Raw genomic sequence first — 26,075 nt, forward strand, 5'->3', positions numbered from 1 at the left:
TTAGAAGCGCCCTACAATCCCCATACTTCCGATACCAAAGTTGATATTCCAAGTAATTCCTTTTTTGTACTTATCTCCAGGGTATCGTTTTTTTGCATTTAGGTAATTATCTATAGCGTCAACAGTAGCGATACTTATAGCGATACTAAGTGCCACATCTGTAAGCCAGTGAGCACCATTTACAATACGTGATATAGGAGAGATCATACCTACGGTATAAATACCTGCTTTTACCCAAGGATTATCAAACTGTTTTGCAATTGCATAGGCTGTTGTAAATGATAGTATGGTATGCCCTGAAGGGAAAGATCTAAAACCAGCTTCTCCACTAAATGGTTTAAAGTCAAATTTATCTCCTCCATTTTGAGGTCTGGATCTTCCTACGGTTGTTTTTAATACAGTTTGGATTAAGCCTACTGCTGTTGCAGATGATATTAATAATACACCAGTTTCTCGTACAGGTTCGTTTTTGGTAAATAATCCAAATAAATAGACAGAACCAGTAATCCCATAGGTGACTTGAGGACTTCCAAAACGTTCTCCAAATTCTTTTAAGATCGTGGGAGAGGAGTCTTCTTGATTTCTGAAAAATTCACTGGTTTCATCATCTACAAAATATAATAATGCTGTTCCTCCAGCAACAAATCCAAACGTTGCCCAATCTTCACCATCCCAATGTGCAGGACGACTATATGCATGTAATAGCCCTCCTAATGCAGAAGCACCATCGTATTTTGCAAGTTGCCAAATGTTTAAACTATCTTGTTCTTGAGAAGTTAATGAACGTTTCTGACTATATGTAGTTATCGTTACGAAACAACATACGATAAGGAGTATATAATTTTTCAAAAGCATTACTATTTTGTGTTATATATGAAGACTGTTTTTGCAATATACATTATTTACCAAAACTTGGAGGTTTTGGTAATGGTACATAGGATGAGTCGTTAGGTACTTTTGGGAATAGACCAGCTTCCCATGCTTGTTTTGCATTTTCAATTTTTTCTTTAGAATGACTTACAAAATTCCAAAAAATGTGACGCTCTTCAGGAAAAGGTTCACCTCCAAAGATAAGAATGTGACTATTTGCGGCAATGTTGATAGTACATACATCTTCGATCTTACTAACGAGCATATTACCAGACATAAGAATTTGATCGCATGCCGTAATACTACCATCTACAATACAAATCCCAATTTCACCTTTTACATTATCTTTTGCTACAAATGTATGTGCTGCCGTCGTAGTGATAGCAATCATAAATAAATTAGAGTGTACAGGAACTGGAGATGTTTTATTAAAAGCTTGGCCTGCTACAAGTGTATATTGAGCTCCTTGATCTGACCATTTTGGTAACGAAGCTGCTTCTATATGATGAAATTCAGGTGTTATGTCTTCTAGATTCTTAGGAAGTGCTACCCATATTTGATAGCCATGCATTGTAAAAACCTCTCTGTTATTTCTGGCTTGTTGCGGTGTACGTTCTGTATGCGTACATCCTTTACCTGCCACCATCCAGTTTACAGATCCTGGTTGTATGATTTGATGTGTTCCAATGCTGTCTTCATGGGTTATTTTACCCTCTAGGAGATATGTTAGTGTAGCAATCCCTATATGAGGATGTTGGTCTACATCCATATAATGGTCGGGGCCTAGTTCAGTAGGTCCCATATGGTCTATAAAAATAAAAGGGCCCACCATTCTTTTTTTGCGAAATGGTAATAGCCGTCCTACTAAGAAGTCGCCTATATCCCGACTTCGTTCTTCTATAATTAACCCTGTATTTGACATATATGTACGTATTTCTTCGTACTAGAAAAATACAAAGAAATACGATACTAAATAGATACAGTTATAATTAGGCTATAACAAGTTGTTTTGTTTTATTTTTAAACGCCGATGGAGATTCTCCTGTTTGCTTCTTGAAAAGTCTACTTAAGTGTGAAGCATCTTGAAACCCAACTTCAAATGCAATTTCTTTTGCAGATTTATCGGTGTAGGTTAATAACCTTTTTGCCTCAAGTACAATTCGATCATGAATAATCTGTAAAGGTGTTTTATCAAATTTTGAAAAGTAATTTGAAATTGTTTTTGGAGATTTATTCAATTGTCCAGCATAGAAAGAAACAGAATGCTCTTTTCTAAAATGCCATTCTACTAAAAATGTAAACATGCGTATAATCTCTAGTTTTTCATCATGCACTTGTCCATAATGCCCTTGAGATTTTATAAGACGTGTAATTTTAATAATAAAACGAGCCATCAATAGGCGTAACATCTCTGCTTGTATGCTATCTTTTGTTTCTAATTCTTCTAAGAAGACCTCGTGTAACATTTCAAGTTTACGTTTTTGATCTTCTTCTAATGTTACAACAGGTAGCTCTGAATTCCCATAAAACAGAATCCCAACACATCCTACCTCTTTATCATGATCTTTAATACAGTAAAATTCTCTATTAAATTGATAAACTACAGCATTTCCTTCAATATATTGTAAATGATGTAATGGTGTAAGTGCAATGATTTGACCAGGTTCAAGTATAAAGTCTACTTGATCTAGTTTTAAAGAAACAGGATTTTTTTGTGCCCAAATAAACGTAAATAGTGATAAGGGCTTAGATTCTGAATAGGGGGATAATATTTCTTCATCACCGTAATAAAAAACGGCACTCGTGGTAAATTCTGAAAATTGCTTCTTCATACAAACATTGTCTATTTTTCTTCCCATAACTTACAGTAAAGTTTATTTTTTTCTAACATTATTTTTATAGACACTATAAATGGTGAAAAATAATTGGCTAAAGACTGTTCATTTTATACTGTTTATTCCATAAAATGACAGTAATAAACAAAAGATTTTACTATAAATCGAGGGGTGTGTAATTTATTATAAGAATGTAAAGCGTAAGAACAAATGGTTAGTTTTGCTGGGTAATAGCAATGTTCCACTGTCTGTACATCTTCTTAAATTTTAAAGCTTCTGAAGATAATATACGCATATGTTCTCTGTTGCGCTTTGAGATTTTTCGTAGCTTTTTACAATTAGCACGTATCTTATCTATATGATGTATAATGCTATTTGTAGAATCTAATCTAAGACGTATATTTTTTGTGGTTTGTGCTATGGCAATTTTTGAAGGTAATGTTACAGCACTAATCACGATTTCTTCTAGAGTATTTTCAGATTCGTTGTCAGATGTATACAATGCATTTACAGTCTTATTATCTGTTAAATAAGATGTAATAGATCTAGATAATGTGTAGATGTCTAATGCCTTGTTATAGAGGGTGGTATCTTTAACAGGTATTTCAGGTTGTGATATGTGATCGTGTGCTTTTGCCATTTCTTATAATGACAAAGTTACAATCCAAAAAGGGTATCCTAACTTTTGATTTTAAAGCAAAAAAGCATTTTGTCTTTAGAAATAATGTATTTTTGAAAATAAAGTTTAAAACTTATGGTAGATGAATTAAATCTTAAGATTTTAAAATGTTTGCAAGAAAATGCAAGACAATCTAATGCAGCAATAGGAAGACAGGTAGGAATTACTTCTCCTGCGGTTTCTGAGCGTATTAAAAAAATGGAAGATATGGGAGTCATTACAGGTTTTAAAGCTATTGTTTCTCCACTAGAAATGGGATATCAATTTAAAGCTATTATCACTTTACGGGCCTTTATGGGAAAATTAAAACCTTTTTTAGAAAAAGTAAAAACCTTAGAAGAGGTAATAAATTGTTATCGTATTACTGGAAATGAAAATATTGTCATGGAAGTGGTTTTGCATAACCAGCAACACTTAGAAAAATTTATAGATCAAATTATAAGTTACGGTGAGTCTAAAACACAAATAGTGCTTTCTCAAGTAGTTCGTTATAACCCGATATTAAAATTGAATAAGTAATTGGGGTGTATACGCTTTCGCGAAAGCGTATATCTAACCTATCACAGATAAAGATAGAAACTAATCTTCATCACTATCAAAATCTTCGAAGAGATGATTATTGTCATACGGTAAATCATTACCAGGCATTTTATCATTATAGTCTACTCCTGGTGGATTAAATAATCCCCAACGGTCTATAATATAATTGTATGGATTGAATGTTTTTACCCATTCTGCAAATAGAGGACGAAGAACTTCTATTTCTTTACGTAATAACTCCAGATATTCTACTTCTTTAAACCCTGCAATTTGTAGTCCTCGTAAATTTGTAATGATTTCTTGAGCAGCTTTTCGAATGATTACTGCATTTTCCATTTTTATATCATAGAGTTCTACGCCATGAATTCCCGCAATTTTTCCAGGAATGATTAGTGCATTCTCCATCATACTAGCCGTGTGGTAGTCAAATAATGAATACTCATACGGAGAAGATGCATTACTATCTTCTTTAGGAATACAATCTACTATATGCTCTACTAATTTTAAGATAACCTCAGCCTGAATGAACACAGGTAACTGCCTCCAAGAGTCTATATCATAATTGTGGTTATCATCATCATCATCATACATATTAAGTTGGGTTTTACTTTTTATAATAACTATAAGGGCGAATAGTATAACATAAAAGTATACTATTTATAACGGTACACATACATTTTACGTATATGATTTGAATATATTCGACAAGTGATAAGAAAGTCTCGATGTTTGACTTTCTTGGTTTATTATTTAGATAATAAAGTCGTGCTTATGAACAAATCATAATGGTAATAGATCGTTTAAAAGTTTAAAACTAACATTTTGATTAAAAATTAATGATGCTATCAACTTAAATCTTAATTGTAAATTACAGTCAAGCTGTTATTAGCATTATAAGATTTACTATTTTAGACCTTATATAAACTATGTAATTATTAAACCAAAATTATGAAGTACGTAAGTCTCTGTATTATATTGCTTTTAAGTAGTGTGCTTTTTTCACAACAACATAAAGCTTTTGAAGCGCTCGATGTTTTTGAATTAGAATATGCAGGAGATCCTCAAATATCACCCGATGGAACTGTCGTGGTATATAGACGTACAGGGTTTGATATTATGAAGGATCGAAGCAAGGGAAATTTGTGGATGATTCATTCAGATGGAACAAATCATCATAAGCTTACATCATTTAACGGTAACGAATCGCAAGCACGTTGGTCTCCAGATGGGACAAAGATCGCTTATGTTGCGAGTACTTCAGATGGAAGCGAACTCTTTGTTTATTGGATTGCATCTGGAACTACGGCAAAATTAAGTCAATTAGAAAATAGCCCTTCGGGATTGAGTTGGTCACCAGATGGAAAATGGCTTTCTTTTAGTGCAATGGAATATGTTGCTCCTCCTGTAATAACAAGTATGCCTAAAAAGCCGAAAGGAGCAAAGTGGGCTCCAGCTCCTAGAATTACAGATCGTTTTAAACATGAAGCAGATGGACAAGGATATTTAAAACCTGGATTTCGTCATATATATGTAATTTCTTCAGAAGGCGGAACAGCACGTAAAATTACGTCTGGAAACTTTAATCATGGAGGTTCATTAAGTTGGTCTCAGGATGCACAGCAAATTTATTTTTCTGGAAACCGAAATGAAAATTGGGAATATGATTTTCGCAATAGCGAAATATATAGTGTACATACACAAACAGGAATCATAAAAGCACTAACAGATCGTAATGGGCCAGATAATAATCCAATAGTATCACCAGATGGAAAAAAGATAGCATATATAGGCTTTGATGATAAAGTACAAACCTATCAAGTAACGCGTTTGTATACAATGAATATAGATGGCAGTGGTAAAAAGGAAATAATCACAAATTTAGATCGTAGTATTTCAAATATACAATGGGCAGCAGATAGCAAGACCCTATATGGTACATATGATGATAAAGGAAATTCAAAAATTGCGCAGGTGACCCTTTCAGGAAAAACAACAAAACTGGCTGATGATCTTGGAGGAACTACGTTAGGACGCCCTTATGCAAGTGGTAGTTATAGTGTTTCTAATAATGGAACCATTGCATTTACCTACTCTCAACCAGATCGCCCAGCAGATCTAGGGATATTATATGCAAAAGGGAAACAACCTAAAATCCGTACGCAACTTAACGAAGATCTTTTAGGGTATAGAACCTTAGGAAAGGTAGAAGAGTTATGGTATACCTCATCGTATGATGGACGAAAGATTCAAGGGTGGATTGTATATCCTCCATTTTATGAGGAAGGTAAGCAATATCCATTGCTTGTTGAAAATCATGGAGGTCCTATTTTAAATTATGGAGATCGTTTTTCGGCAGAAATACAATTATATGCAGCGGCAGGTTATGTCGTTTTTTATCCGAATCCCAGAGGCAGTACTAGTTATGGAGAAGAATTTGGGAACCTACTTTATAATAACTACCCCGGACAAGATTATGATGATGTAATGGATGGAGTAGACGCTTGTCTTGCAAAAGGAATTACGTCTGAGGATCAATTATATGTCACTGGTGGAAGTGCTGGAGGGATTATGACAGCTTGGATGATAGGAAAAAATAATCGATTTGAAGCTGCGGTGGTTGCAAAACCTGTGATGAATTGGATTTCAAAAACATTGGTTGCCGATAATTATTATGGATATGCAAACTCTCGTTATCCAGGACAACCTTGGGAGAATTTTGAAGGGTATTGGAAATTTTCACCATTATCATTAGTTGGAAATATAGAGACACCCACCATGGTGATGGTAGGGATGAATGATTTGCGTACGCCTCCTAGTGAAGCCAAACAATTGTATCATGCATTGAAAATTAGAAAAAAAGAAACGGTACTTGTAGAGATTCCTGAAGCATCACACGGTATTGCTGCTAGACCAAGTAATCTTATCACAAAAGTGAACCATACGTTAGCTTGGTTTAAAAAGTTTACCAAATAATCGTTTTTAGCGAAACTTTATGAAAGAATGTTAATTGTATTTTAAATGTGATTACATTCGCAAAATAATAAACACCATAATCCAAATACGGTCGTTATACGTATAACCATTAAATACAAATTTTAAAATCATGGAAAACGAGAAGAATAATAACGGAATTAAAATCATTACGGGAATTCTCGCTGTACTATTAGTAGTTGCTGGCGCATTTGCTTTTAAATTATACAATCAAGAGAAAGAGACAAAAGCAGAACTTACCAAAGAAAAAAATGTAGTCCTTGCAAATTTGAGAGAGATGAACGACAAATATGATGTCGTGATTGAAGAGAATAATCTAAAGGATACCGAGCTTAATGATGCTCGAGATAGAATTCAGACACTTATTGATAATATTAATGAAAAAGAAGTGACCATTGCGAGCTTAGGAAAATATAGAGCAGAAGTATTTAAACTTCGTAAAGAACGTGATTTCTTATTTGCTCAAAATGATTCATTACGTGGTAGTAATAGATTGTTAGCAATGCGAGTAGATAGTACAAGCTATGAACTAGAAGTACAACGTGGAGTAGGGGATTCATTATCCTTAGAGAATAATAAACTGGTAGAGCGTGTAGAATTAGGAGCTGCGTTAGCTGTAAATAAATTAAAAGCCGTGGGTGTTATTGAGCGTTCTTCTGGAAAACTAGTAGAAAATGCACGTGCACGTAGAGTAGACAAAGTAAGAGCTTGCTTTACAGTACCTCAAAACAGACTTGCTGAAGCTGGGGATAGAATACTATATGTACAGGTTACAGATCCTTCTAATACTATTTTAGGAGCTAATAAAACAGTTACCTTTGAAGAAGAAACAATTACTTACAGTAAAGTATCTAAATTTTACTATGAGAATACAGCATTAGATATTTGCGAAAATATAGCTCCCATAGGCGATAGCTTTGAGGCAGGTGTATATAAAGTAAATGTATATGATCAAGAAATGCTTATAGCTCAAACCAGCTTTACACTCAAGTAAAGAAAGATACACTTTTGAAGAAAATTCCGCGATGCGACTGTATGGTTCTCGCGGAATTTTTTGGTTTTAAACGTATTACTTTTTTGTTAATTCAATGACTCCAAACACATATTTATAACCAAATTTTTCAAAAGCTTCATAGGCTCTATATGTTTTTATAGTAAGTTTAGAAGTGTCTTTACTTTTTAAAAGTCTAGTGATTTTTTTATTTTTCTTCTTGTTTTTAGTTATAACCCCATTTAATTCAAGTTGATAATAGTTGTTATTATACGTAATTACAACATTCTCATGTTTGTCAAGTATCTTTCTTAAAACATAAATTTCTTTTGTTTTTGCATTTTCAAAATAATTATTTTCGGTAATTCGATATTTAATATCATTCGAATCATTAAAGCCAAAAATAGTTATAGTGTCTTTTTTCTTTACATAATTATATTCTTTATAGGTACGACTAGATGATCTTTTTCTCGGTTTTGCAAAACTACACCCAATACCAGAATAGTAGGGCTTATATGTTAAAGTTGAATCAGTGATAAATTCGATATATTCTGAAGATGTTGTTGAATTTGAGAAGAACATATATTTTTCATTCATTGTTTGTGCACAAACATTTTCAAAACTCAAGAGTAATATAATTGTATATAGAAAAGTTTTCATTTGGCTTAGATTATTAACCAAATCTATTTATTGTTTAACTCATCCAAAAGACTTAGTTAGTGAATACGTCTTTTCAATTAGTTAATAGTATTTTCTATAATGTCTATCCTCGCGGAATTTTTTAGTGTATATACTATCTGATTTTATATTATCCTTAGAATTATTTTTTGAAGACACTTCTTTCTTACTGTATCTTTGAAAGAAATGGCTAGCATTACACAAAAAGCACTTATTTTCTTGTGCTGTATCATTTCCTTTGATACAGTATATGGTCAGTTGGGTTTTTGTGAAGGTGATTTGGGTGATCCCATTTTTACAGAAGATTTTGGTTCAGGAACCACTAATGGACCTCCATTAGATCCAAGCATTACCACGTATACTTACGTAGATAGTGGTCCAGAAGATGGTTTTTATACCATATCATCACAATTACAACAATTAGGAGCTTTCCATTCAGGTTTAGATAATACGCCAGGTGATGTAGATGGAAGAGCATTTATTGTAAATGCTAGTTTTACTGCCGATCAGTTTTATAATAGAACCATAGAAGGGCTTTGTGAAAATACTTCGTATGAGTTTTCAGCATTTCTTATAAATTTATATAATATAAGTTCTGGAGAGTGTCCTAATACAGGAATTCCAGTGAATGTTCGTTTTCAAATATGGGATAGTACAGATACGATATTACTCGCATCTGGCGATACGGGAGATATCGATGGAACAGCAACACCTATCTGGGCTCAATATGGTTTGGTTTTTGAAACAGGTGTCGGGCAGACAGAGGTAATCTTAAAAATGATCAATAATGGTAATGGGGGCTGTGGGAATGATCTAGCTATTGACGATATTGTTTTCAGAGCTTGTGGTGATATTACAACAATACGTTCAGATGTTTCTGGGGAAGAGGATCTCATTATATGTAATAATCAAACGGCTTTAAGTACAACACTTACAGTTGCAGCTACCCCAGATGTTTTTATCCAATGGCAAGAGAGTACAGATGGTGAAAATTGGACGAATATCTTAGGAGCAACATCAGTAACATACGTAACTCCTAGTATTTCAACTTCTACTTTTTATAGAGTAAATACCGCTACAGATACCGATAATTTAGGAAATGTATTTTGTTCTTTTTTTTCAAACTCTTATCGTATTGAATTTATAGAAGGTCCTGAAGCTCCTGTAAGTAATGGTGATATTGCTGCCTGCGAAAATATTGAAATTCCAGCGTTAACGGTGACAACTACTCAAGGATCAGAAGTGCGTTGGTATGCTAGTGAGACGAGCACAGAAGTATTAGCTACTGGGACTAGTTATACAACTGAAGAAGCAGGAACATTTTATGCACAATCATTTATTGCAGGGACTGATTGTGGAAGCACTTCCAGGACTCCTGTAATGCTTAGTTTTTTAGAAGCTCCGTTTTTTGCAAATCCTCTAGAAACACTAGAGATTTGTAACGAACAAGAAGTTAAAACACTTTCTGCTGGAATATCAAATGTTGACTATGTATGGTCTACAGGAGAAACGACATCTTCCATACAAATAACAACAGGAGGCGTATACACTGTTACAGTAACTAATAATCTAGGATGTAGTGCAACCAAGACATTTCAAGTTGAAGGGCTCGCTTCACCAGTAATCTCTACTATCTTCTCTGCAGGAGAGAACATCATTATAGAAACAGAAAACGAAGGGAATTTTGAATATTCATTAGATGGTATTTTTTATAGAAGTACACCAGTTTTTAGGAATGTACCGGGCGGGTTAAAGGTAATATTTGCTAGAAATGATACTGGATGTCCTCCTATACTCATAGAATTTTATCATTTTAATATCCCTACATTTTTTACACCTAATAATGACGGAATCAATGATTTTTTCAGACTTCCAGATGCTTCGTTCTTTTCGTCCAGCTTTATCCGCGTATTTGATCGTTTTGGGAAATTACTCGCAAACGGTAATGGACGCACTTTCCAATGGAATGGGGTTTACAATGGCGAAGAATTAGCTCCCGATGATTATTGGTATGAAATCACTATAGACGACCGTGTGGTTGTAGGACACATCTCTTTATTAAGGTGATATACGCTTTCGCGAAAGCGTATATTTATAAATAAAAACCTATGATAATCTGCTAATCATGATTGTTTTAACTTAAGTGTTTTTGCAAGTTTTTTTACTTCTAGTAAGTTTTTATCAAATTCAGATTTTACTATCGCTTGGAAACAGACTATTTTCTCTTTGTCAGCAACTATTAATTGATACAAAATACTTTCTTCTCCTTTTGTAGTTCCATAAACTTCTACTTGATATGCTGGTAGCCCATTTAATTCTGTAGTGGATTCATTTTTTAATTCATCTATGTTCATACCACTATCCTTAAGACCATTTTGCATTAATAGAGAAACATTCTTTAATGTTAGACTAGGGTCTGCTGGCAATGTAGTAACCATAATCATAGGTTCATTTTCATAAGAATCTTTGTCTATACCGTCAATAGAATATAGAACAAGACCTGAAGTAGATTTTGCATATTTAAAAATAGATGCATTATCATCAAGTGTAAATTTTGCAGAAGCTAAAGGATCTATTTTGAATTCTTTATCATAATAAATAGATTGTATGGATTTTTTAATTTCTTTTTCAATATCATTATCAAAAGGAGCGTATAAAGCCATAACCATCGTTGAAAAAGTAGTGTCTCCAAAAACTAAATTAATTGCTTTCATTGTAGGATCTCCTTGCAATAACGCATACTTACTTGGGTATTCATTAAGTTTAAATTCTTTATACTCATAAACTTTCACACCTTTACTTTCAAAATTTTCTTTATTAAAAGTTTTAGCATTTGAATAAAAATCACCTCCAATAAGATCATAAATTTGAATGAAAGTGTTGTCTCCTTTTTCTAAACCAATTATACTATTGGAAAGTTTAAAACCATTAGGTGGTATTATAAATAAACGAGTTCCAGGAATATTAATGTGTTTTTCTGTTTTTTCTGAAGTGATATCAGCTGTATTTTCTGTGGATTGTGCTTGAGTTTGTATAGATGCAATTAAGAATAGAATTAAAAGGCGTATGGTCATATTTTGTTTCTGAATTTTAAGTAGTCAGTTTATATTTTGAATTATTAATTCATTTAATGATTTTTTATTTTCTGAATTTTCATTTGCAAGCAAATACCTTTTGATAATCAACGTAGTACTATTTAATGATCATTTAGTTAAGTTAGGTGTCGTATAATTATATGTAGGAAAGGTGTACTATTTGTTACATGTAGTAACAGATTACTGAAAAATAATTTTAATCCCAAACAAATCGCCAAGTGCCATCAGCTTGTCTTCTCCATACGGTATGAAAGATTCCTTTATTTACCTTTTTAGTACCTAATGAATCTAGGGATGTAAATGTATAATCACCATAGGTAAATGCCATATCACCAGCACTACTTACCTCAATATAAGTAGGTGTCCAAGTAAGTGTTTCGTTAGGGCGCACATCTTTTTTATACCAAGCTGCGATGTCTTTTTTACCTTTTATTACTTTCTTACCCCGTCGTATCACACCGTCTTCGGCAGCATAAAATTCAAAGGCTTTGATCAGGCCTTCTTTTTGAGCCATATCATTGAATGCTTTTTCCACATTCATAATCTCAGTTTTCCATTTTTCAACATCTTGCGTAGTGTCAGTATGTTGACATCCCATAATAGAAAGAATAATGATCACTAAAGAGAGTATGTGCGTTTTCATAGTTTACTTTTTAGTGTACCAGTCCAATTGCACCACATGAATAGCAGGATTCCCTTTATTGACAATCGTTTTAAAATTAGCTACGTCACTTAATCCTTCAGTGCCTCTGTAGTGATATGGATATATAGTTTTAGGAGCAAATGCTATGACTGCATCGGCGGCGTTTATTTCGGTCATGGTGTACGGTAAATTCATACATACAAAAGCAGCATCGATGTCTTTAAGTGCTCGCATTTCTGGAATATCTTCAGTATCGCCAGAGATGTATACACGTGTTCCGTCTTTTTCAATGACATAGCCATTACCTCGTCCTTTGGTATGAAACTTCAATGCTTCCTCTCGTAAATTATACATAGGAATCGCTTCTACAGAAAAGCCAAAACGTTCCTTGCTATCTCCATTGTTAAGCACATCGAGTTGCGGTACAAACGCTTCAGGCATTTTATCGGCGACAGCTTGCGGTACCATGATTTTTGCCTTCGAAGTATCAAGTCCTTCGATGGTTGCGACATTTAAATGATCTCCATGTATGTCTGTTACAAGGATGAGATCTGGTTGCGGGTAGTCAGCAAATACCTCAGCGCCACCCACAGGATCAATATAGATCGTAGTGTCACCCCATTGTAATACCATGGTTGCATGGCTTATAGGATGTACTTTAAAAGGAAGTTCTTGGGTGATTGCTTTTGTTGAAACTTCTTTTACAGGAGGTGATACCGTAGCAGTTTCGGTTTGTTTTTCTTTACAACTTATAAAAGTAATACAGGTGAGTAATAAGATAACAAGATGTTTCATACCTAGTTTTCGTTTAAGATTAATTCCATTTTTATATTAGCTCTGTCGTAATTTGATGTTGTTTCTAGTGGTATTTCTACAAATCCCCATTTTTTATAAATGTAGATGGCATTTTCAAGAATCGTATTAGAGTACAAAACAAGTTTTGGTGCGTTTTCCGCTTTCGCGAAAGCGATACAATGCGCTATTAATTTTTGCCCGATACCTTTCCCGCGTATGGACGTATCTACCGCCATTTTGGTGAGTTCGTAGACATGAGGCTCTTCCATAGGCATGAGTGCCACAGTGCCTACTACTTTATCGTTTATAAGTGCAAAAAATATATGACCTCCTTTAGAAATAATATACTTTTCTGGATTACTTAAAACTTCATTATCATAAGGCTCTACATAGAAAAAAGTTTCAAGCCACTCTATATTTAGTGCTTTAAAATCGGATGCATATGTAGATGAATAGTTGCTAATCTGCATGGTGTGTGCGTATAAAATCGGTAACAAAATAACTAATAGCTTTTCCTACTTGCCCAGCTTTCTTTCTTCCAGGAGAAGCTTCACAAATATGAAAATAACGGCAATTTTTTTGAGCAGCAGTATGCATGATAAACTGTCTCACGTCATTAAGATATAAACCGCTAGGCGTACGTGCGCTACTTGGGAAATTAGTAATCGCATCGCAATCTAATTCTAAACCAAAAGGCGCCTGAGAGACAAATTGTAATGCGTTCTCAAATTGCCGTGCGATAGGAGTGTCAAGATTCCAAGTATCTTCTAAAAAGTGATACTGTAGCCTATCTTCGTGTTTTTTGAAAAGATCAAAAATATACTGTGGAGTATAATTTTTATGCAATCCAAAAACGGTGTATTTATCTAAAGATGCTTCTTCGGGAGTGTCTAAAGAAAGGGCATATGAAAAACCATTACCGCTATGTCTGTAATCTGTCGTCCGTAAGTCGGTATGCGCATCTATATTCATCACATGAATAGGATGTCCTAAGGCTTTACTCGTTCCTAAAATATTCCCATAGGCATTGTTATGACCTCCTCCTATAATAATAGGAATTTTACCAGCCGAGACAATCGTTTGGACAATATATGCGACTTTTTTATCAATACGTTTTACAACATCTCCCAAAATGGGTTTAGGTGTGGTGTATTTGATATCATCGGGTGTTACAGAGACATACCCTAATAATAAAATATCATTTCCTTTGTTGTAATCGTTTTCCTGGATATTCACAAAAGTATGTAAGAATGCATCCCATGCATTGGCTGTACCTCGTTTTCCATAATTTGCACGAACCCCATAATCTTCGGCGATTCCAAAGACGACATACTTGGCAGTACTTTGTTCAATCTCTTCTAGACTGAAGCAATACTGTAACTTTTCTCCAATTTTTGTTTCCCCATCTCTTTTCGAAATGATTTCTTCTAGCGTTTCTTGCGATTGGATATGAAGCTGAATCATCGGATTTATTTTTTTTCTAAAGAATGAATACAGGCTTCTCGAATCGCCCATATTTTATCAAGAGAATAGGGGATGTTATCACGCTGTATCCAATCTTTAAGAATAGATTTATGATATGAAATTTTATAATCAAGAATTTGGTCAGGATCAATCGTAGTCTCTATAAGAATATCAGATTCCCATAACTTTTTAGAATTATTTGGAAACGTAAAATCATACCGTTCATTATCATAACTTAAGAAGGTATGCGCTTCTAAAATATAGGAAAGTCCATAAGCATTAAGTACCTTTCCTACACCGGGTGTGTTTTGCTCTGTCATAGAAAAAATACAGAGATTGAGACTGATACTATGAATTTGATTTTCTTCGGCAAGTGTTTTTAAACACGCATTTTTTGTAGAACACGTTCCTACACCTTCTCGTATAATGCTAGCAATATTACGTGGGTTTTTATTACGTCCATAGGGAAGGTTATGGATATAACGCACGGCATCGTGAAATGTCTTAATTTTTTTAATTAAAAATTGATCTGAAACGGGCTGTCCGCCTGTTAAATTAAAGTTTGGTAAACTCATAGTCTTTTTCCGTTTAGAATGAGTTGTTCTATTTGATGGTGTCCAAACCTGTAAGGTATGGTGTTGTAAGACTTTTGGGGTGTTGTTATAATGAGATTTGCTTTTTTTCCTTTGGTGATACTTCCAGTTTCTGAAGCAGCATCCATTGCAAAAGCACCATTAATGGTAGCAGCAATAATGGCTTCTTCTGGCGTCATACGCAGTTGTATACATGCTTGTGCGACAACAAAATTCATATTGCCACTAGGTGCAGACCCTGGATTGTAATCTGTTGCGATTGCGAGTGGTAAACCTGCATCTATAAGTTGTCGTGCTGGAGTGTATGGAATGCTTAAAAAGAAAGAACAGCCTGGTAATGCCACAGGAATAGTGGTACTTCCTTTGAGTGCTTCTATATCTTCTTCGACGAGTTCTTCAAGATGGTCTACCGATAGCGCATCATATTTTACGGCTGCTGCGATGCCGCCAATGGCATTAAATTGATTGACGTGTACTTTAGGTTGTAATCCATGAGCTTTTCCAGCATTTAGAATGGCTTCCATTTCGGCTACGGTAAAATAACCAGATTCACAAAATACATCTATAAAGTCGCATAAGTCCGCTTTCGCGAAAGCGGGAATCATTTCTTCAATAATCAAACGGATATAGGCTTCTCGATCATCTTTATATTCCGAAGGAATGGCATGTGCTCCTAATAAGGTTGCTTTTATGGGAAGATCAAAGTGCGATTTAAGTCTTTTAATTACCGAAAGCATTTTCCGTTCTGCTTCGACAGAAAGACCATACCCACTTTTGATTTCTATAGCACCCGTTCCTAAGGATATAAGATGCTGTAATCGTTTTGAAGCATCTTCAAATAATGCATCCTCACTCATAGATCGTAAGCGGGCAACAGAGTTTAAAATGCCACCGCCACGATTTGCTATTTCTTCATATGACAAACCATTAATGCGATCTACAAATTCGTCTTCCCGACCTGTCGCATATACAAGGTGTGTATGTGAGTCACACCACATAGGTAATACAATTTTACCAGTAGCATCTATGATTTCTGCATCTGTAATGTGAGGAATATCCAGCATAGCGCCATAGTCATGAATACGATCTTCTTTAATGAGAAGATATGCGTTATGTATGTGTGGCATTTGGGACATGGCTTTCCCACGTACTGGAGCCGTATATTCACCAGTAACAAGTAATTGGTGTATGTTGGTAATGAGTTTCATTAAAAATTAAAGGTACTTACTTTATCTCTTATATAATAAAATAAGGAATTGTTTTTTGTATTTTTATGAGATAAAAAAAGCGAAGGTTATGAATAATCATAAAAAAGGAGTAAATACGATTTGTACACACGTTGGTGAAGTAAAAGACGAACAGTTTCAAGGAGCGGTATCGCCTATTTATATGTCTTCATCATATGCCTTTATGGATGTGGATGTAAAACGATATCCAAGATACTTTAATACCCCTAACCAAGAAGCATTGAGCAAGAAAATTGCAGCGCTTGAAGGTGCCGAAGCAGCTATGATTTTTGGAAGCGGAATGGCGGCAGTAAGTACTACCTTACTTGCTTTTTTACGACATGGGGATCATATTGTGCTTCAAAAAACCTTATATGGAGGGACGTATAACCTAGTCGTTGAGGAGTTTAAGAAATATGGCATCGACTATACGTTTACAGATGGTTTGGATAAGGACGCTTTCGCGAAAGCGATCACACCTAAAACAAAAGTGTTATACATAGAGACACCTTCCAATCCATTAATGACCATTACAGATATGCAAATGGTCTCAGATCTAGCGAAAGAAAACGGAATTGTCACGATGATCGATAACACATTTGCGTCGCCTATTAATCAGAATCCGCTGAGGTTTGGAATTGATATTATGATTCATAGTGCTACCAAATACATGGGCGGACATAGTGATATTTGTGCTGGAGCTGTTGCAGCAAGTGAGGAGCATATTGACCGTATCTGGAATTTAGGAAAAAACCTTGGCGGGAGCTTGAGTGATATGACGGTGTGGTTATTAGAACGAAGTATGAAGACGATGGCTATACGTGTAAAAGCACAAAATAAAAATGCAAAGAAACTAGCCAAGTGGCTTGATAAGAATGAACACGTAAATCGCGTGTATTATCCAGGTTTAAAATCACATCCTGATTATACCTTAGCTAAAGCGCAAATGAAAGGATATGGAGGGATGCTTTCTTTTGAACTGGCCGAAGGACTGGATCCAGAACTTTTTCAGAAATCATTACAGCTTATAAAACCATCCATGAGTCTTGCAGGTGTTGAGAGTACGATGCTTTCGCCAGCGCAAACATCTCACCTTCTTTTAGGAGAAGAAGAAAGAGCACGACAAGGAATTGCCGATGGATTGATTCGTTTTTCTGTTGGAATTGAAGATAAAAAAGATATTATTGCAGATATTGAGCAGGCGTTACAAAAAGTAGCTGCTCAAGTAGAAGTTCCTGTGTTATAAAAGAACGAATATTACGACATAGAATGCAACGATTAAAAAATCATTAATGAAATTAGATATACTCGCCATAGGTGCTCATCCTGATGATGTAGAATTAGGATGCGGTGCGACTATCGCCAAAGAAATAGCAAGAGGTAAAAAGGTAGGCATCCTTGATTTAACGAGAGGAGAATTGGGAACTCGAGGTACAGCAGAAACTAGAAAAGAAGAAGCTGCAGATGCTGCTAAAATACTAGGTGTGAGTGTACGTGAAAACATCGGACTCGCAGATGGTTTCTTTCAAAATGATAAAGAAAGTCAATTGAAAATTATAGAAGTCATACGTGCTTATCAACCAGATATGGTATTGTGTAATGCACTTGATGATAGGCATATAGATCATGGAAAAGGAAGTAAACTTGCAAGTGATGCGTGCTTTTTAAGTGGTCTTGTAAAAATTGAAACGAAAAGGAATGGTGTTGTTCAAGAAAAATGGCGCCCTAAAACTGTATATCATTACGAGCAGTGGGAACATATCAAACCTGATGTTGTCGTAGATGTGAGTGGGTTTATAGATAAAAAGTGTGAAGCGGTATTTGCTTATAAGACACAATTTCATGACCCAAACTCAGAAGAAGGAAGTACGCCTATTTCAAGTTTGACGTTTAAAGAAAGTATCAACTACAGAGCACGAGATTTAGGAAGACTTATAGGAACAGATCATGCCGAAGGATTTAATGTAGAGCGATATCCTGCAGTAGATAGTCTTTTTGATTTGATCTAAATCATTTTTAGGTTCTTTTATGGATGAAGCTAATGAAGTAAAAGATTTAGATCATCAGATTAAAACACGGTTTAAAGAAGTGTTGGATAGTATACGTCCAGAAAAAAAACAATTTATACATCCCAAGTCAGTCAGGAATTTTATTTATCATCTTGTAGATAAACCTATAAAGAGAAGTGAAGTACAGAAGCAGAGGGAAAATGAAATTAAAAAACAACTTCTAGTTTATCTTGAGACTCTTCAAACATTAAGATCTATAGAATTAACATATGAGAAGTCACGAATCTTATGGTATGAACATCTTAAGGAAATAGCTGGCTTTATGACTAAATATTATGATTTTAGTTCTGTAAAGGGAGGGTGTGGATTTGTTCTTTTATTACTTGTAGGAATTTCTGGTGATATTTACTTAATGACAAAAAGTATAATTAAGTACCCTTACATTACTATCTATATACTTATCTCTTTTATTCTTGAAAAAATAGTTCAAGAAAGGCAAAAAAGACATTATGCTGTTTTTTATTAAATATAATCATTGTATTTATACTGTTAAAAAACATTCCTTTAACAGTATCATAAAAAACAACCTTCTATCTTTAGAGTTATGAAAACAACACTAACTCTTTTACTACTATGTTTTTGTACATCCCTTTTTGCGCAAGAAGATATAGAAACTACAAAAGACGAGATTTCTAACCTTACTCCTTTTATTTGGCATCAGAAACAAGAGGAGATTAAAAATGCTATTTTATTAGAAAAAAAGCATCAAAAAGAAATGTCAGATATAAGAGTTTCTATAAAAAATAAAAAGAATATTAAGTTGCCTATTATACTTAAAATTCCTGATTATAAAGGGCCTAAAGGATTATCTTTAATGCCAGACCTTCCAATAGATACTACTAATACTCACTATTATAAAATATATCCGAGAAACGAAAAATTAGACTATTTTCAGATTAAATAATTGCGATTTATTACAGACCATGAAAACAACACTAACTCTTTTACTACTATGTTTTTGCACGCCCTTTTTTGCGCAAAGCACTACGGGTGCTAAGGAAGAAGAAAACATTACTAGTTATGCGCCTTTTGCTTGGTATAAAAAACAATTAGAGGAAAAAGAAGATACAACATCTCTATCTCTAGGAAAAAATCTAGAAGAACTTCAGGAAAGCTTAAAGTTACTTTCAGAACCTAAACAAGAAGTAATAGTATCTAAAAATAAAATGCCTATATATCCATTGTCAGATATAAAAACAGAACCGATGCCTGTTTTTCCAGTAGATTCTACAGTAACACATCATTTAAAAGTATATCCCGTAAAAGACTAAAGAACTATTATTGTTCTTTCATATTGTATAGGGCAGTTTCTAGGTTTTAGACTAGATGCACATCTTACCGCTATCTAGATATCAAAAAATATAAAGACTATCATTATTTTTTATGTGAGCACCTAAAAGATATGAACTTTAATGCATTAGTGTAAAATAGATGCATATATGTCTTTCAGGTAATTTACAAAATTAAAATCAGGTATTTATACTTGTAAATAGTGAATTTCAATACCAGACCTTTACATTTTACAAGATATACACTCTTAACAAGATCAAAATATTGCTTGTACACAATATTTTATTAAGAAATATGATGTACTAAAATTGTTTCCCCCATCATATTCAGAAAAGAATTAACTATACTCATTTAGGATATTATGGAAATACTCAAAACATTAACAACCAAGACGTGTTTTTTTAAAATACAAACAAGCCTTAAGGATCAATATATAGCCCAAGAAAATGGCTCAGGAACTAGTGGGCATCTATGGAAAAGGACACTACCTAACCCATCTAGTTTTAGTGATTACTCAAAATTTCTTTTGTACCCAGACCCAAGCAGTGAGGGAACTTATCGCATAGTTGTAGTGGGATGGCCAGAACTAGAAGTGATCTTAGAGCATGATCGTGCACGTATTATTCATCCTCAGGACTCAGATTTACTCAGATTTAATTTTCAAATAGCACCACGACCAGCCTCAGAAACTGATGAAAGTCAAGAATGGTATTATCTAAACGGAATTGGAGTAGATTTAAACTTTGACTTTGCTTCACATCATTATGTATTCCCATCAAAAAATCCTTATGATTTATCAAAACTAAAATTTGTTCCTGTAGATATCGTTCAACCTAAAGCAGAAAATCTCCAAGAATCTATTATTTTGACCACTAGCGATCTTGCTCCTCCTCAAAATTATGAGGAAGTAGCCACAAAAGAATGGGGAAATAAAGTAATCTCAAAACAGGCAATTCCTGCTGCTTTGATAACAGATACTGATTATAGAACAAAAAGCGATCAAATAAAGCTGAGCCCGTATTATTATCTCCAACATGAAAAACTATGGAGTGCTGAACAACTTGATATAATCACATTGTCAAAGAATCAAAAAACAACTATAGACACAGAATATACATCTGCTTTCAAAAGTTCTGACTATAAAAGTGTCGAAAAAACGGTAGGGCACACTTTCAATACCTCCATTGAACTTTATGGCAAAGGTAGTGCAGAAGTAGGTGTGTCTGAAGGTGGAGAGACTGTCAAAGGGAGAAGAGAAGTAGGTGCAACATTAAAACTTGCGTATCAATATCAAAACCAAACAAAAACCATTAATCAATCTTCAAATTCTGAAGAAAAAAGTATTAAAGAAAGAATAACCCAAGAATACAGACAACTCAAAATAGACGAAGATGATATCTTCTTATTACATTGGTTACCTATAGATCGGTATACTTTATTTAATAGTAAAGGAGTTATAAAAGGAAAATGGGATTATACAAGTTCCAGTAGACCTATTCCACAGGAAATTAAGCGTACTCAAAAAGTAAAACTTTCATAACTCATAGAATAGTCATTGGTATACCATTTCTGATGTAAAAGGTCTTTTCTTAAATGAATCACTATGGGTTTACATTCCATAGTGGTTTATTTACGTTTGGAATTGCAAATAACAACAACCTGTTTTTTAGTTTCAAAAAAGTTTAAATCACTTCAACTCATAAAATAACAAACGACTCTGGGTATTCATAGGCAATAACAATAAATTCTTTTCTTTGATATAGGCAATATCGCCTACACTTTGTCCTACAGTAACGACCTCTTTTGTGGTACCGTCATAATTCATGAGATGCACTTTTCCGCTACGCCAATCTGAGATGATAAGGTGATCTTTATCATAAGGGCGTATACCATCCAGATTTCCAATAATTTCTGTGACAGATGTGATTTTCTTGTTATTCATATCAAATTTAGAAACACGGCCACCTTCAGGAGCACCTCCCCAAGAAGCCACGTACATGGTATCTCCCTGAATTAACAACCCATTTGGATTATCTAATTTTGGATCGGCGAGCCAAAAATCAAAATTCCCTTCGGTATCTAATCTGTAAATTTTTGAGGTACGTGTATCCGATACATAAATAGCACCATCTGGCGCAATAGCGACATCATTTAAAAACTCGATGCCTTCGGCAGTATATTTATTTAAAACTTTTCCTGTTTTAAGATCTGCTTCTACAAGCTCAGTAACATCAGAAACATATAATTTATCTTTCGTAATGGCAATTCCCTTAGGATCATTCAATCCAGCTACAAATTTCGCATTAATGAGTTTTCCATCTACTCCTACAATTGCAATAGATCCATCTCCAGGTTTTCTATTTCCTATTAGAGAGGCATAAATCACATCATTGTCTTTATCATATACCGCCGACTCACAATGTGTAAGGCCCAACGTTTCTGTTATAAATGTAGCTTTAAGTGGTGTAGGTGTTTCAATAACCTCAGCAGTAGCAATTTCTTTTTTAGCGGTTTCTTCCTTTTTATTCGTATTACAAGAAATACATAAAATACTTAAGGCGAGTAGGGTGTATAAAGCTTTCATAATGTGGTTAATTAATGAGTATTAAAAGTAGCAAATCCACACTAAAAGCTTTCCTATAGAAGTGTTAAATACGTAATTATCTTTTAAAAGTTTTCTATTGTTTTTATAAGTTTCTCTTGAATACTAACAAAATGCCAAGTATTAGCACTGTTATCTAACATAACCAAACATGTTTTTGTTTTAGTATTTCTATAAATAAATGTACGTGCTGCAAGCCAACCTCCAGAATGCTGAACGACATCGCCCTGTAATGACCAACCAAAACCGTATTCAGATATGGTATTATTTGTAAGAGTAGGTCCTTTAAATGCCTCTTGTATCTTTTCTTGCGGGAGTAGGGAAGTACCATACAATGCTGTATCCCAAATAACAAAATCTTCTAAACTAGCAAAGACACCTCCATCCCCAGAAACGCCATCTATAAATGTAGGGTACATAGGAATATATTGATCTCTTTGTTTTTCAAAACCAAGCGTTTTATTAGGAAAGCTTTTTGTACCCGAAAATAAATTCCATACACGTGCATTTTCCATACCTAAAGGATCAAAAATGGCTTGTTGCATATAGTTTTCGAATGATTGTTTAGATACATTCTCAATGATTCCTGCTAATAAAATATAGTTAGAGTTTGAGTAGTTGTACCAACTATTTGAGGGTGCTGCTTTAGACGGATATTCACATAGTAATGTGACCGCTTCTTGAATGCTTAATTCATTACCAATCTCTGCTTTGTGTTTTTCGGCGAGCTGTAAGTAGCCATCTGGAATACCCGAAGTCATGTTTAGTAAATGACGAACAGTAACACCATGATATGGAAATGAAGGAATATAGTTTGTGACAGGAGAATCATAGTCAAGGAGTCCTTTGTTTTCTAACAACATAATTCCCATGGCTGTAAACTGTTTTGATACAGAAGCAAGTCTAAATGAGGATGCCGTGGTGAGCTTTTTTGTACGAGTATGATCTGTATACCCATAAGTATTCATAAAGACTGGTTTCCCTTCCTTTATAAGTAAAATACCTCCATTAAATTTATCATCAGATGCTAAGGTAGACAACCAAGTATCTAGTGCTTCTTTTCCTTCGGAAGAAGTAATCGAGGTCGTAATTTCAAGATATGGAACAGCCGTTTTTGAAGCGATTACTATTTTGAGCGTTCCCCATATGAGCAACCCAGCAATAACAACAATACTTGTGACTTTAAGGAATGTATTCTTCATAAGTACCTGCAAGATATTTATTTTTTAATGCCATGTAAATAACAGACAGGTACTCTTTTGTGAATTATTCTTTATACGCTTTCGCGAACCTGCCTGCCGGCAGGCAGGAGCGTACTCACCTTAACCCTTATTGAAAACTTATCAAAGGTGTATGTTCTAATGGAGTTGTTTTATGTCTCGTATGATATATAAATAGATTCCCTTGGATATTTTCTGTTTCGGTCATTTGGAGATATAGTATCCCCGCCTTAGTTATCGCAACGTAATGCTGTTTGCCGATATATAAAATAGGAGCAGACGAAATAAAATTAAGATCAGCTACCGTAAGCAATCCTTGATTTTCTTGAAATCTAAATGTTCCTGAGTGTTTTGTAATCTCATTATTGAGCCTTGCGGTTACCGAAATATTTTTATCTATATCAAGTGATGAAGTAACCGCTGAAGCATTATTTCGGATTATATATGCCAATAGATGTGCCGTTTCTTCAATTATGATTTGACTATCTGCATTAATCATAATGGCAATATTCAAGTTGTCTTTTGGGTAATGGACAATCACAGTTCGCGTACCACGCCAACTCCCAGCATGTTCAATAACATTGTGACCAAAAATATCAATAGAAGATCGCCATGTAATCCCTACTTGTGTAGTGGATCCATCTATAAGTTGATGACTTTTAAATAGTGTTTTCTTTGCCTCAGAAGAGATAAAACCATTGGTATATCCATGCATCATCTTTACAAGATCTGTTGGGGTACTTCTAAATCCAGCACCAGCCAATTTGTAGCTAGCATTTGTGAGTTTTTCTTTATGAAGCTTTCCTTTTTTATGATAATACAATTGTGCATCTTTTTCAGAAAGTTGTTTGATGTTTTCGGGAAATGTATGTTGCATTCCCAAGACATTAAAAACATCTTCCTTGAGATACGTTTCAAAAGATGTTCCAGAAGCCCCTTCTATAGCAGCAGCTACTAGATTAAAAGCATGGGTTGAGTATTGATATTGTGTATCAGGTTCAAATAATAAAGGAGCTTTTAATAACTGAGTACTCTCTTGAATACTGGTATATTGTTTCTTTTTATATGCATTTCCTTTTGGACGATGTGCCATACCAGAAGTATGTCCTGTAAGTTGTCTCAATGTGAGTTGTGCATACTGTTTATCTATATAAGGTACATAGGTTTTAATAGGAGCATCCAAATCTATCTTCCCTTCTGAGAGTAATTTTCCCAGTGCTGTTGTTGTAATAACTTTAGCGACAGATGCAGTACGTAATTGCATATCGGGTGTCATTGGGATGTTGTTTTCAAGATCGGCATACCCATATCCTTCAGCATAGATTAGTTGCTCATCTTGGCTCACGGCTATAGAAATTCCAGGAAGATTTGCTGTTTCTAAAAAAGAGGTAACAATAGTATCGAGTAATGGATATTCCTGTTGTGCTTGTATATTGCTTGTACTACCTACAAGGAGTATAAGCAATAGATAGAAATGTTTTATCAAATTCATAAGACTATTTTTGTAAAGTGATTATTCTTTAGCACCTATACTTTTAAGATAAGCTATGACATCGGTATGCTGTCCGCGTATTGCCATTTTGAGGGCATTTCGTTTTTCAGAAGTGAGATAATATCCATCTCGCACGGTTTTATTTACCTCAGCACCTTGACCCACTAAATACGTTACAGTAGCAAGATGTCCGTTCCATGCAGCTTGTATCAATGGAGTTTCATCTCCTTTTACATGCATATTTACATCGGCTCCAGACTCGACTAAAAATTGTACAATAGTAAGATTCCCTGTTTTAGATGCCATAATAAGAGGGTTTCCATCTCCACGGCTGCTTTGATTAACATCAGCTCCAGCTTGAACCATTGCTTTGACCATTGCTAGGTCCCCTCTAGAAACTGCTTGGATAAGCCCTGTACCATCACCTAAAGATTCTTTATTGATGTTAGGGTTGTATTGTAATACTAACTGTAGTATTTCTGGATTTCCAGATTTTCCAGCCATAACCATGGCATTTCCATCTCCTTTTACATTGGTATTTGGATTGGCTCCTTTTTCTAATAATAGCTTTATAATGTTGATGTTTCCGCCTTGGATCGCTGCCATAAGCGGAGTTCCGTCTCCATTAATAGTTGCATTAACATCAGCTCCTTTAGTAACTAGATAGGTAGTTACATCTAGGTGTCCTTGTTGTGCAGCAATCATCAAAGCACTTGCATCGCCTCTACTTTTGTAATTAGTACGGGCTCCTGCGTCAATTAATAATTTGACAATTTCTAGATGTCCTATATAAGCTGCAACGCCTAGCGGGGATCTTGGTTCTCCCATACCTCGATACGAACAATTAGGATTTTCTTTTTTTAAGAGCTGCGTAACGGTGGTTACTTGTTCGTTTCTAACAGCTTGTAATAAAGCTTCACATGAGGTTGACTGGGATTTCGCGAAAGCGGAAACACAAAACATAACTAATAAAATGATTCGTTTTTTCATGATGTGATGAAT

27 protein-coding genes are annotated in these 26,075 nt (G+C 34.6%); 10 read left to right on the forward strand and 17 right to left on the reverse strand.

Annotated elements, in window-relative coordinates; genetic code table 11:
* The 4 genes from Q1A60_RS08510 to Q1A60_RS08525 form a co-directional block, all read right to left on the reverse strand.
* Positions 1-855, reverse strand: coding sequence for a phosphatase PAP2 family protein (locus Q1A60_RS08510; protein ID WP_300007549.1), 855 nt, complete (start codon positions 853-855; stop codon positions 1-3).
* A 43-nt stretch (positions 856-898) separates the two neighbouring features.
* The gene (locus tag Q1A60_RS08515) at positions 899-1,792 is read right to left on the reverse strand and encodes a pirin family protein (protein ID WP_299766236.1); all 894 of its coding nucleotides are present in this window, start codon (positions 1,790-1,792) and stop codon (positions 899-901) included.
* A 67-nt stretch (positions 1,793-1,859) separates the two neighbouring features.
* Positions 1,860-2,702 (reverse strand): helix-turn-helix domain-containing protein, encoded by an 843-nt coding sequence (locus Q1A60_RS08520; RefSeq protein ID WP_299766234.1) that lies wholly within the window; start codon positions 2,700-2,702, stop codon positions 1,860-1,862.
* A gap of 217 nt (positions 2,703-2,919) precedes the next feature.
* Positions 2,920-3,345, reverse strand: coding sequence for a hypothetical protein (locus tag Q1A60_RS08525; RefSeq protein ID WP_299766232.1), 426 nt, complete (start codon positions 3,343-3,345; stop codon positions 2,920-2,922).
* Positions 3,346-3,459: 114 nt separating this feature from the next.
* On the opposite strand from Q1A60_RS08525, the gene Q1A60_RS08530 reads away from it, so the two are divergent.
* Positions 3,460-3,903 (forward strand): Lrp/AsnC family transcriptional regulator, encoded by a 444-nt coding sequence (locus Q1A60_RS08530; RefSeq protein ID WP_299766230.1) that lies wholly within the window; start codon positions 3,460-3,462, stop codon positions 3,901-3,903.
* A 60-nt stretch (positions 3,904-3,963) separates the two neighbouring features.
* Here Q1A60_RS08530 and Q1A60_RS08535 read toward each other — a convergent pair whose 3' ends face one another.
* Positions 3,964-4,515 carry a hypothetical protein gene (locus Q1A60_RS08535; protein WP_299766228.1) on the reverse strand — a complete coding sequence of 184 codons (552 nt, stop codon included), beginning with the start codon at positions 4,513-4,515 and terminating at the stop codon, positions 3,964-3,966.
* Positions 4,516-4,872: 357 nt separating this feature from the next.
* Here Q1A60_RS08535 and Q1A60_RS08540 point away from each other — a divergent pair, with 357 nt between their 5' ends.
* Positions 4,873-6,897 (forward strand): S9 family peptidase, encoded by a 2,025-nt coding sequence (locus Q1A60_RS08540; protein WP_299766226.1) that lies wholly within the window; start codon positions 4,873-4,875, stop codon positions 6,895-6,897.
* Between the two features lie 130 nt (positions 6,898-7,027).
* Complete coding sequence (locus tag Q1A60_RS08545; RefSeq protein ID WP_299766224.1) at positions 7,028-7,909, forward strand: hypothetical protein; 882 nt, start codon at positions 7,028-7,030, stop codon at positions 7,907-7,909.
* Between the two features lie 75 nt (positions 7,910-7,984).
* Here the strand turns inward: Q1A60_RS08545 and Q1A60_RS08550 are convergent, their stop codons facing one another.
* Positions 7,985-8,566, reverse strand: coding sequence for a hypothetical protein (locus tag Q1A60_RS08550; RefSeq protein ID WP_299766222.1), 582 nt, complete (start codon positions 8,564-8,566; stop codon positions 7,985-7,987).
* A gap of 204 nt (positions 8,567-8,770) precedes the next feature.
* On the opposite strand from Q1A60_RS08550, the gene Q1A60_RS08555 reads away from it, so the two are divergent.
* Positions 8,771-10,651: a T9SS type B sorting domain-containing protein gene (locus Q1A60_RS08555; protein ID WP_299766220.1), complete on the forward strand. Its 1,881-nt coding sequence runs from the start codon at positions 8,771-8,773 to the stop codon at positions 10,649-10,651.
* A 56-nt stretch (positions 10,652-10,707) separates the two neighbouring features.
* On the opposite strand, the gene Q1A60_RS08560 is transcribed toward Q1A60_RS08555, so the two are convergent.
* The 7 genes from Q1A60_RS08560 to hutI all read right to left on the reverse strand — a co-directional run bounded on the left by Q1A60_RS08560 (position 10,708) and on the right by hutI (position 16,382).
* The gene (locus tag Q1A60_RS08560) at positions 10,708-11,658 is read right to left on the reverse strand and encodes a hypothetical protein (protein WP_299766218.1); all 951 of its coding nucleotides are present in this window, start codon (positions 11,656-11,658) and stop codon (positions 10,708-10,710) included.
* A 217-nt stretch (positions 11,659-11,875) separates the two neighbouring features.
* Positions 11,876-12,322, reverse strand: coding sequence for a nuclear transport factor 2 family protein (locus Q1A60_RS08565; protein ID WP_299766216.1), 447 nt, complete (start codon positions 12,320-12,322; stop codon positions 11,876-11,878).
* A 3-nt stretch (positions 12,323-12,325) separates the two neighbouring features.
* Positions 12,326-13,117, reverse strand: coding sequence for an MBL fold metallo-hydrolase (locus Q1A60_RS08570; RefSeq protein WP_299766214.1), 792 nt, complete (start codon positions 13,115-13,117; stop codon positions 12,326-12,328).
* A 2-nt stretch (positions 13,118-13,119) separates the two neighbouring features.
* On the reverse strand, positions 13,120-13,587 hold the full coding sequence (locus Q1A60_RS08575; RefSeq protein WP_299766212.1) for a GNAT family N-acetyltransferase: 468 nt from the start codon (positions 13,585-13,587) through the stop codon (positions 13,120-13,122).
* Positions 13,577-14,581, reverse strand: coding sequence for a formimidoylglutamase (locus tag Q1A60_RS08580; protein WP_299766210.1), 1,005 nt, complete (start codon positions 14,579-14,581; stop codon positions 13,577-13,579). The genes Q1A60_RS08575 and Q1A60_RS08580 overlap by 11 nt, the downstream gene beginning before the upstream one ends.
* A gap of 5 nt (positions 14,582-14,586) precedes the next feature.
* The gene (locus tag Q1A60_RS08585) at positions 14,587-15,156 is read right to left on the reverse strand and encodes a hypothetical protein (protein WP_299766208.1); all 570 of its coding nucleotides are present in this window, start codon (positions 15,154-15,156) and stop codon (positions 14,587-14,589) included.
* Positions 15,153-16,382 carry an imidazolonepropionase gene (gene hutI / locus Q1A60_RS08590; protein WP_299766206.1) on the reverse strand — a complete coding sequence of 410 codons (1,230 nt, stop codon included), beginning with the start codon at positions 16,380-16,382 and terminating at the stop codon, positions 15,153-15,155. The genes Q1A60_RS08585 and hutI overlap by 4 nt, the downstream gene beginning before the upstream one ends.
* A gap of 88 nt (positions 16,383-16,470) precedes the next feature.
* Here hutI and Q1A60_RS08595 point away from each other — a divergent pair, with 88 nt between their 5' ends.
* From Q1A60_RS08595 to Q1A60_RS08620, 6 genes are all read left to right on the forward strand, one after another.
* Positions 16,471-17,646, forward strand: coding sequence for an aminotransferase class I/II-fold pyridoxal phosphate-dependent enzyme (locus tag Q1A60_RS08595; RefSeq protein WP_299766204.1), 1,176 nt, complete (start codon positions 16,471-16,473; stop codon positions 17,644-17,646).
* Between the two features lie 46 nt (positions 17,647-17,692).
* On the forward strand, positions 17,693-18,409 hold the full coding sequence (gene bshB1 / locus Q1A60_RS08600) for a bacillithiol biosynthesis deacetylase BshB1 (protein ID WP_299766202.1): 717 nt from the start codon (positions 17,693-17,695) through the stop codon (positions 18,407-18,409).
* Between the two features lie 19 nt (positions 18,410-18,428).
* A complete protein-coding gene (locus Q1A60_RS08605; RefSeq protein WP_299766200.1) occupies positions 18,429-18,935 on the forward strand; it encodes a hypothetical protein in 507 nt (168 codons plus the stop codon).
* A 78-nt stretch (positions 18,936-19,013) separates the two neighbouring features.
* Positions 19,014-19,373 carry a hypothetical protein gene (locus Q1A60_RS08610; protein WP_299766198.1) on the forward strand — a complete coding sequence of 120 codons (360 nt, stop codon included), beginning with the start codon at positions 19,014-19,016 and terminating at the stop codon, positions 19,371-19,373.
* Between the two features lie 19 nt (positions 19,374-19,392).
* A complete protein-coding gene (locus Q1A60_RS08615; protein WP_299766196.1) occupies positions 19,393-19,740 on the forward strand; it encodes a hypothetical protein in 348 nt (115 codons plus the stop codon).
* Positions 19,741-20,120: 380 nt separating this feature from the next.
* Positions 20,121-21,299 carry a hypothetical protein gene (locus Q1A60_RS08620; protein WP_299766193.1) on the forward strand — a complete coding sequence of 393 codons (1,179 nt, stop codon included), beginning with the start codon at positions 20,121-20,123 and terminating at the stop codon, positions 21,297-21,299.
* Positions 21,300-21,446: 147 nt separating this feature from the next.
* On the opposite strand, the gene Q1A60_RS08625 is transcribed toward Q1A60_RS08620, so the two are convergent.
* The 4 genes from Q1A60_RS08625 to Q1A60_RS08640 form a co-directional block, all read right to left on the reverse strand.
* Entirely contained in the window at positions 21,447-22,343 is an 897-nt protein-coding gene (locus tag Q1A60_RS08625; RefSeq protein ID WP_299766191.1) for a hypothetical protein, read from the reverse strand.
* A gap of 83 nt (positions 22,344-22,426) precedes the next feature.
* Complete coding sequence (locus Q1A60_RS08630; protein WP_299766188.1) at positions 22,427-23,563, reverse strand: serine hydrolase domain-containing protein; 1,137 nt, start codon at positions 23,561-23,563, stop codon at positions 22,427-22,429.
* A gap of 127 nt (positions 23,564-23,690) precedes the next feature.
* A complete protein-coding gene (locus tag Q1A60_RS08635; protein ID WP_299766186.1) occupies positions 23,691-25,073 on the reverse strand; it encodes a serine hydrolase domain-containing protein in 1,383 nt (460 codons plus the stop codon).
* Between the two features lie 21 nt (positions 25,074-25,094).
* The gene (locus Q1A60_RS08640) at positions 25,095-26,063 is read right to left on the reverse strand and encodes an ankyrin repeat domain-containing protein (protein ID WP_299766184.1); all 969 of its coding nucleotides are present in this window, start codon (positions 26,061-26,063) and stop codon (positions 25,095-25,097) included.
* Between the last annotated feature and the right edge of the window lie 12 nt (positions 26,064-26,075).

The sequence above is a fragment of the uncultured Dokdonia sp. genome (assembly GCF_947492535.1).
Lineage (GTDB): Bacteria > Bacteroidota > Bacteroidia > Flavobacteriales > Flavobacteriaceae > Dokdonia.

Bases quoted from the DNA above. Each gene is read 5' to 3' on its own strand.
- Q1A60_RS08510 (WP_300007549.1), bottom strand. From the start codon at position 855: ATGCTTTTGAAAAATTATATACTCCTTATCGTATGTTGTTTCGTAACG.
- Q1A60_RS08515 (WP_299766236.1), bottom strand. From the start codon at position 1,792: ATGTCAAATACAGGGTTAATTATAGAAGAACGAAGTCGGGATATAGGC.
- Q1A60_RS08520 (WP_299766234.1), bottom strand. From the start codon at position 2,702: ATGAAGAAGCAATTTTCAGAATTTACCACGAGTGCCGTTTTTTATTAC.
- Q1A60_RS08525 (WP_299766232.1), bottom strand. From the start codon at position 3,345: ATGGCAAAAGCACACGATCACATATCACAACCTGAAATACCTGTTAAA.
- Q1A60_RS08530 (WP_299766230.1), top strand. From the start codon at position 3,460: ATGGTAGATGAATTAAATCTTAAGATTTTAAAATGTTTGCAAGAAAAT.
- Q1A60_RS08535 (WP_299766228.1), bottom strand. From the start codon at position 4,515: ATGTATGATGATGATGATGATAACCACAATTATGATATAGACTCTTGG.
- Q1A60_RS08540 (WP_299766226.1), top strand. From the start codon at position 4,873: ATGAAGTACGTAAGTCTCTGTATTATATTGCTTTTAAGTAGTGTGCTT.
- Q1A60_RS08545 (WP_299766224.1), top strand. From the start codon at position 7,028: ATGGAAAACGAGAAGAATAATAACGGAATTAAAATCATTACGGGAATT.
- Q1A60_RS08550 (WP_299766222.1), bottom strand. From the start codon at position 8,566: ATGAAAACTTTTCTATATACAATTATATTACTCTTGAGTTTTGAAAAT.
- Q1A60_RS08555 (WP_299766220.1), top strand. From the start codon at position 8,771: ATGGCTAGCATTACACAAAAAGCACTTATTTTCTTGTGCTGTATCATT.
- Q1A60_RS08560 (WP_299766218.1), bottom strand. From the start codon at position 11,658: ATGACCATACGCCTTTTAATTCTATTCTTAATTGCATCTATACAAACT.
- Q1A60_RS08565 (WP_299766216.1), bottom strand. From the start codon at position 12,322: ATGAAAACGCACATACTCTCTTTAGTGATCATTATTCTTTCTATTATG.
- Q1A60_RS08570 (WP_299766214.1), bottom strand. From the start codon at position 13,117: ATGAAACATCTTGTTATCTTATTACTCACCTGTATTACTTTTATAAGT.
- Q1A60_RS08575 (WP_299766212.1), bottom strand. From the start codon at position 13,587: ATGCAGATTAGCAACTATTCATCTACATATGCATCCGATTTTAAAGCA.
- Q1A60_RS08580 (WP_299766210.1), bottom strand. From the start codon at position 14,581: ATGATTCAGCTTCATATCCAATCGCAAGAAACGCTAGAAGAAATCATT.
- Q1A60_RS08585 (WP_299766208.1), bottom strand. From the start codon at position 15,156: ATGAGTTTACCAAACTTTAATTTAACAGGCGGACAGCCCGTTTCAGAT.
- hutI (WP_299766206.1), bottom strand. From the start codon at position 16,382: ATGAAACTCATTACCAACATACACCAATTACTTGTTACTGGTGAATAT.
- Q1A60_RS08595 (WP_299766204.1), top strand. From the start codon at position 16,471: ATGAATAATCATAAAAAAGGAGTAAATACGATTTGTACACACGTTGGT.
- bshB1 (WP_299766202.1), top strand. From the start codon at position 17,693: ATGAAATTAGATATACTCGCCATAGGTGCTCATCCTGATGATGTAGAA.
- Q1A60_RS08605 (WP_299766200.1), top strand. From the start codon at position 18,429: ATGGATGAAGCTAATGAAGTAAAAGATTTAGATCATCAGATTAAAACA.
- Q1A60_RS08610 (WP_299766198.1), top strand. From the start codon at position 19,014: ATGAAAACAACACTAACTCTTTTACTACTATGTTTTTGTACATCCCTT.
- Q1A60_RS08615 (WP_299766196.1), top strand. From the start codon at position 19,393: ATGAAAACAACACTAACTCTTTTACTACTATGTTTTTGCACGCCCTTT.
- Q1A60_RS08620 (WP_299766193.1), top strand. From the start codon at position 20,121: ATGGAAATACTCAAAACATTAACAACCAAGACGTGTTTTTTTAAAATA.
- Q1A60_RS08625 (WP_299766191.1), bottom strand. From the start codon at position 22,343: ATGAAAGCTTTATACACCCTACTCGCCTTAAGTATTTTATGTATTTCT.
- Q1A60_RS08630 (WP_299766188.1), bottom strand. From the start codon at position 23,563: ATGAAGAATACATTCCTTAAAGTCACAAGTATTGTTGTTATTGCTGGG.
- Q1A60_RS08635 (WP_299766186.1), bottom strand. From the start codon at position 25,073: ATGAATTTGATAAAACATTTCTATCTATTGCTTATACTCCTTGTAGGT.
- Q1A60_RS08640 (WP_299766184.1), bottom strand. From the start codon at position 26,063: ATGAAAAAACGAATCATTTTATTAGTTATGTTTTGTGTTTCCGCTTTC.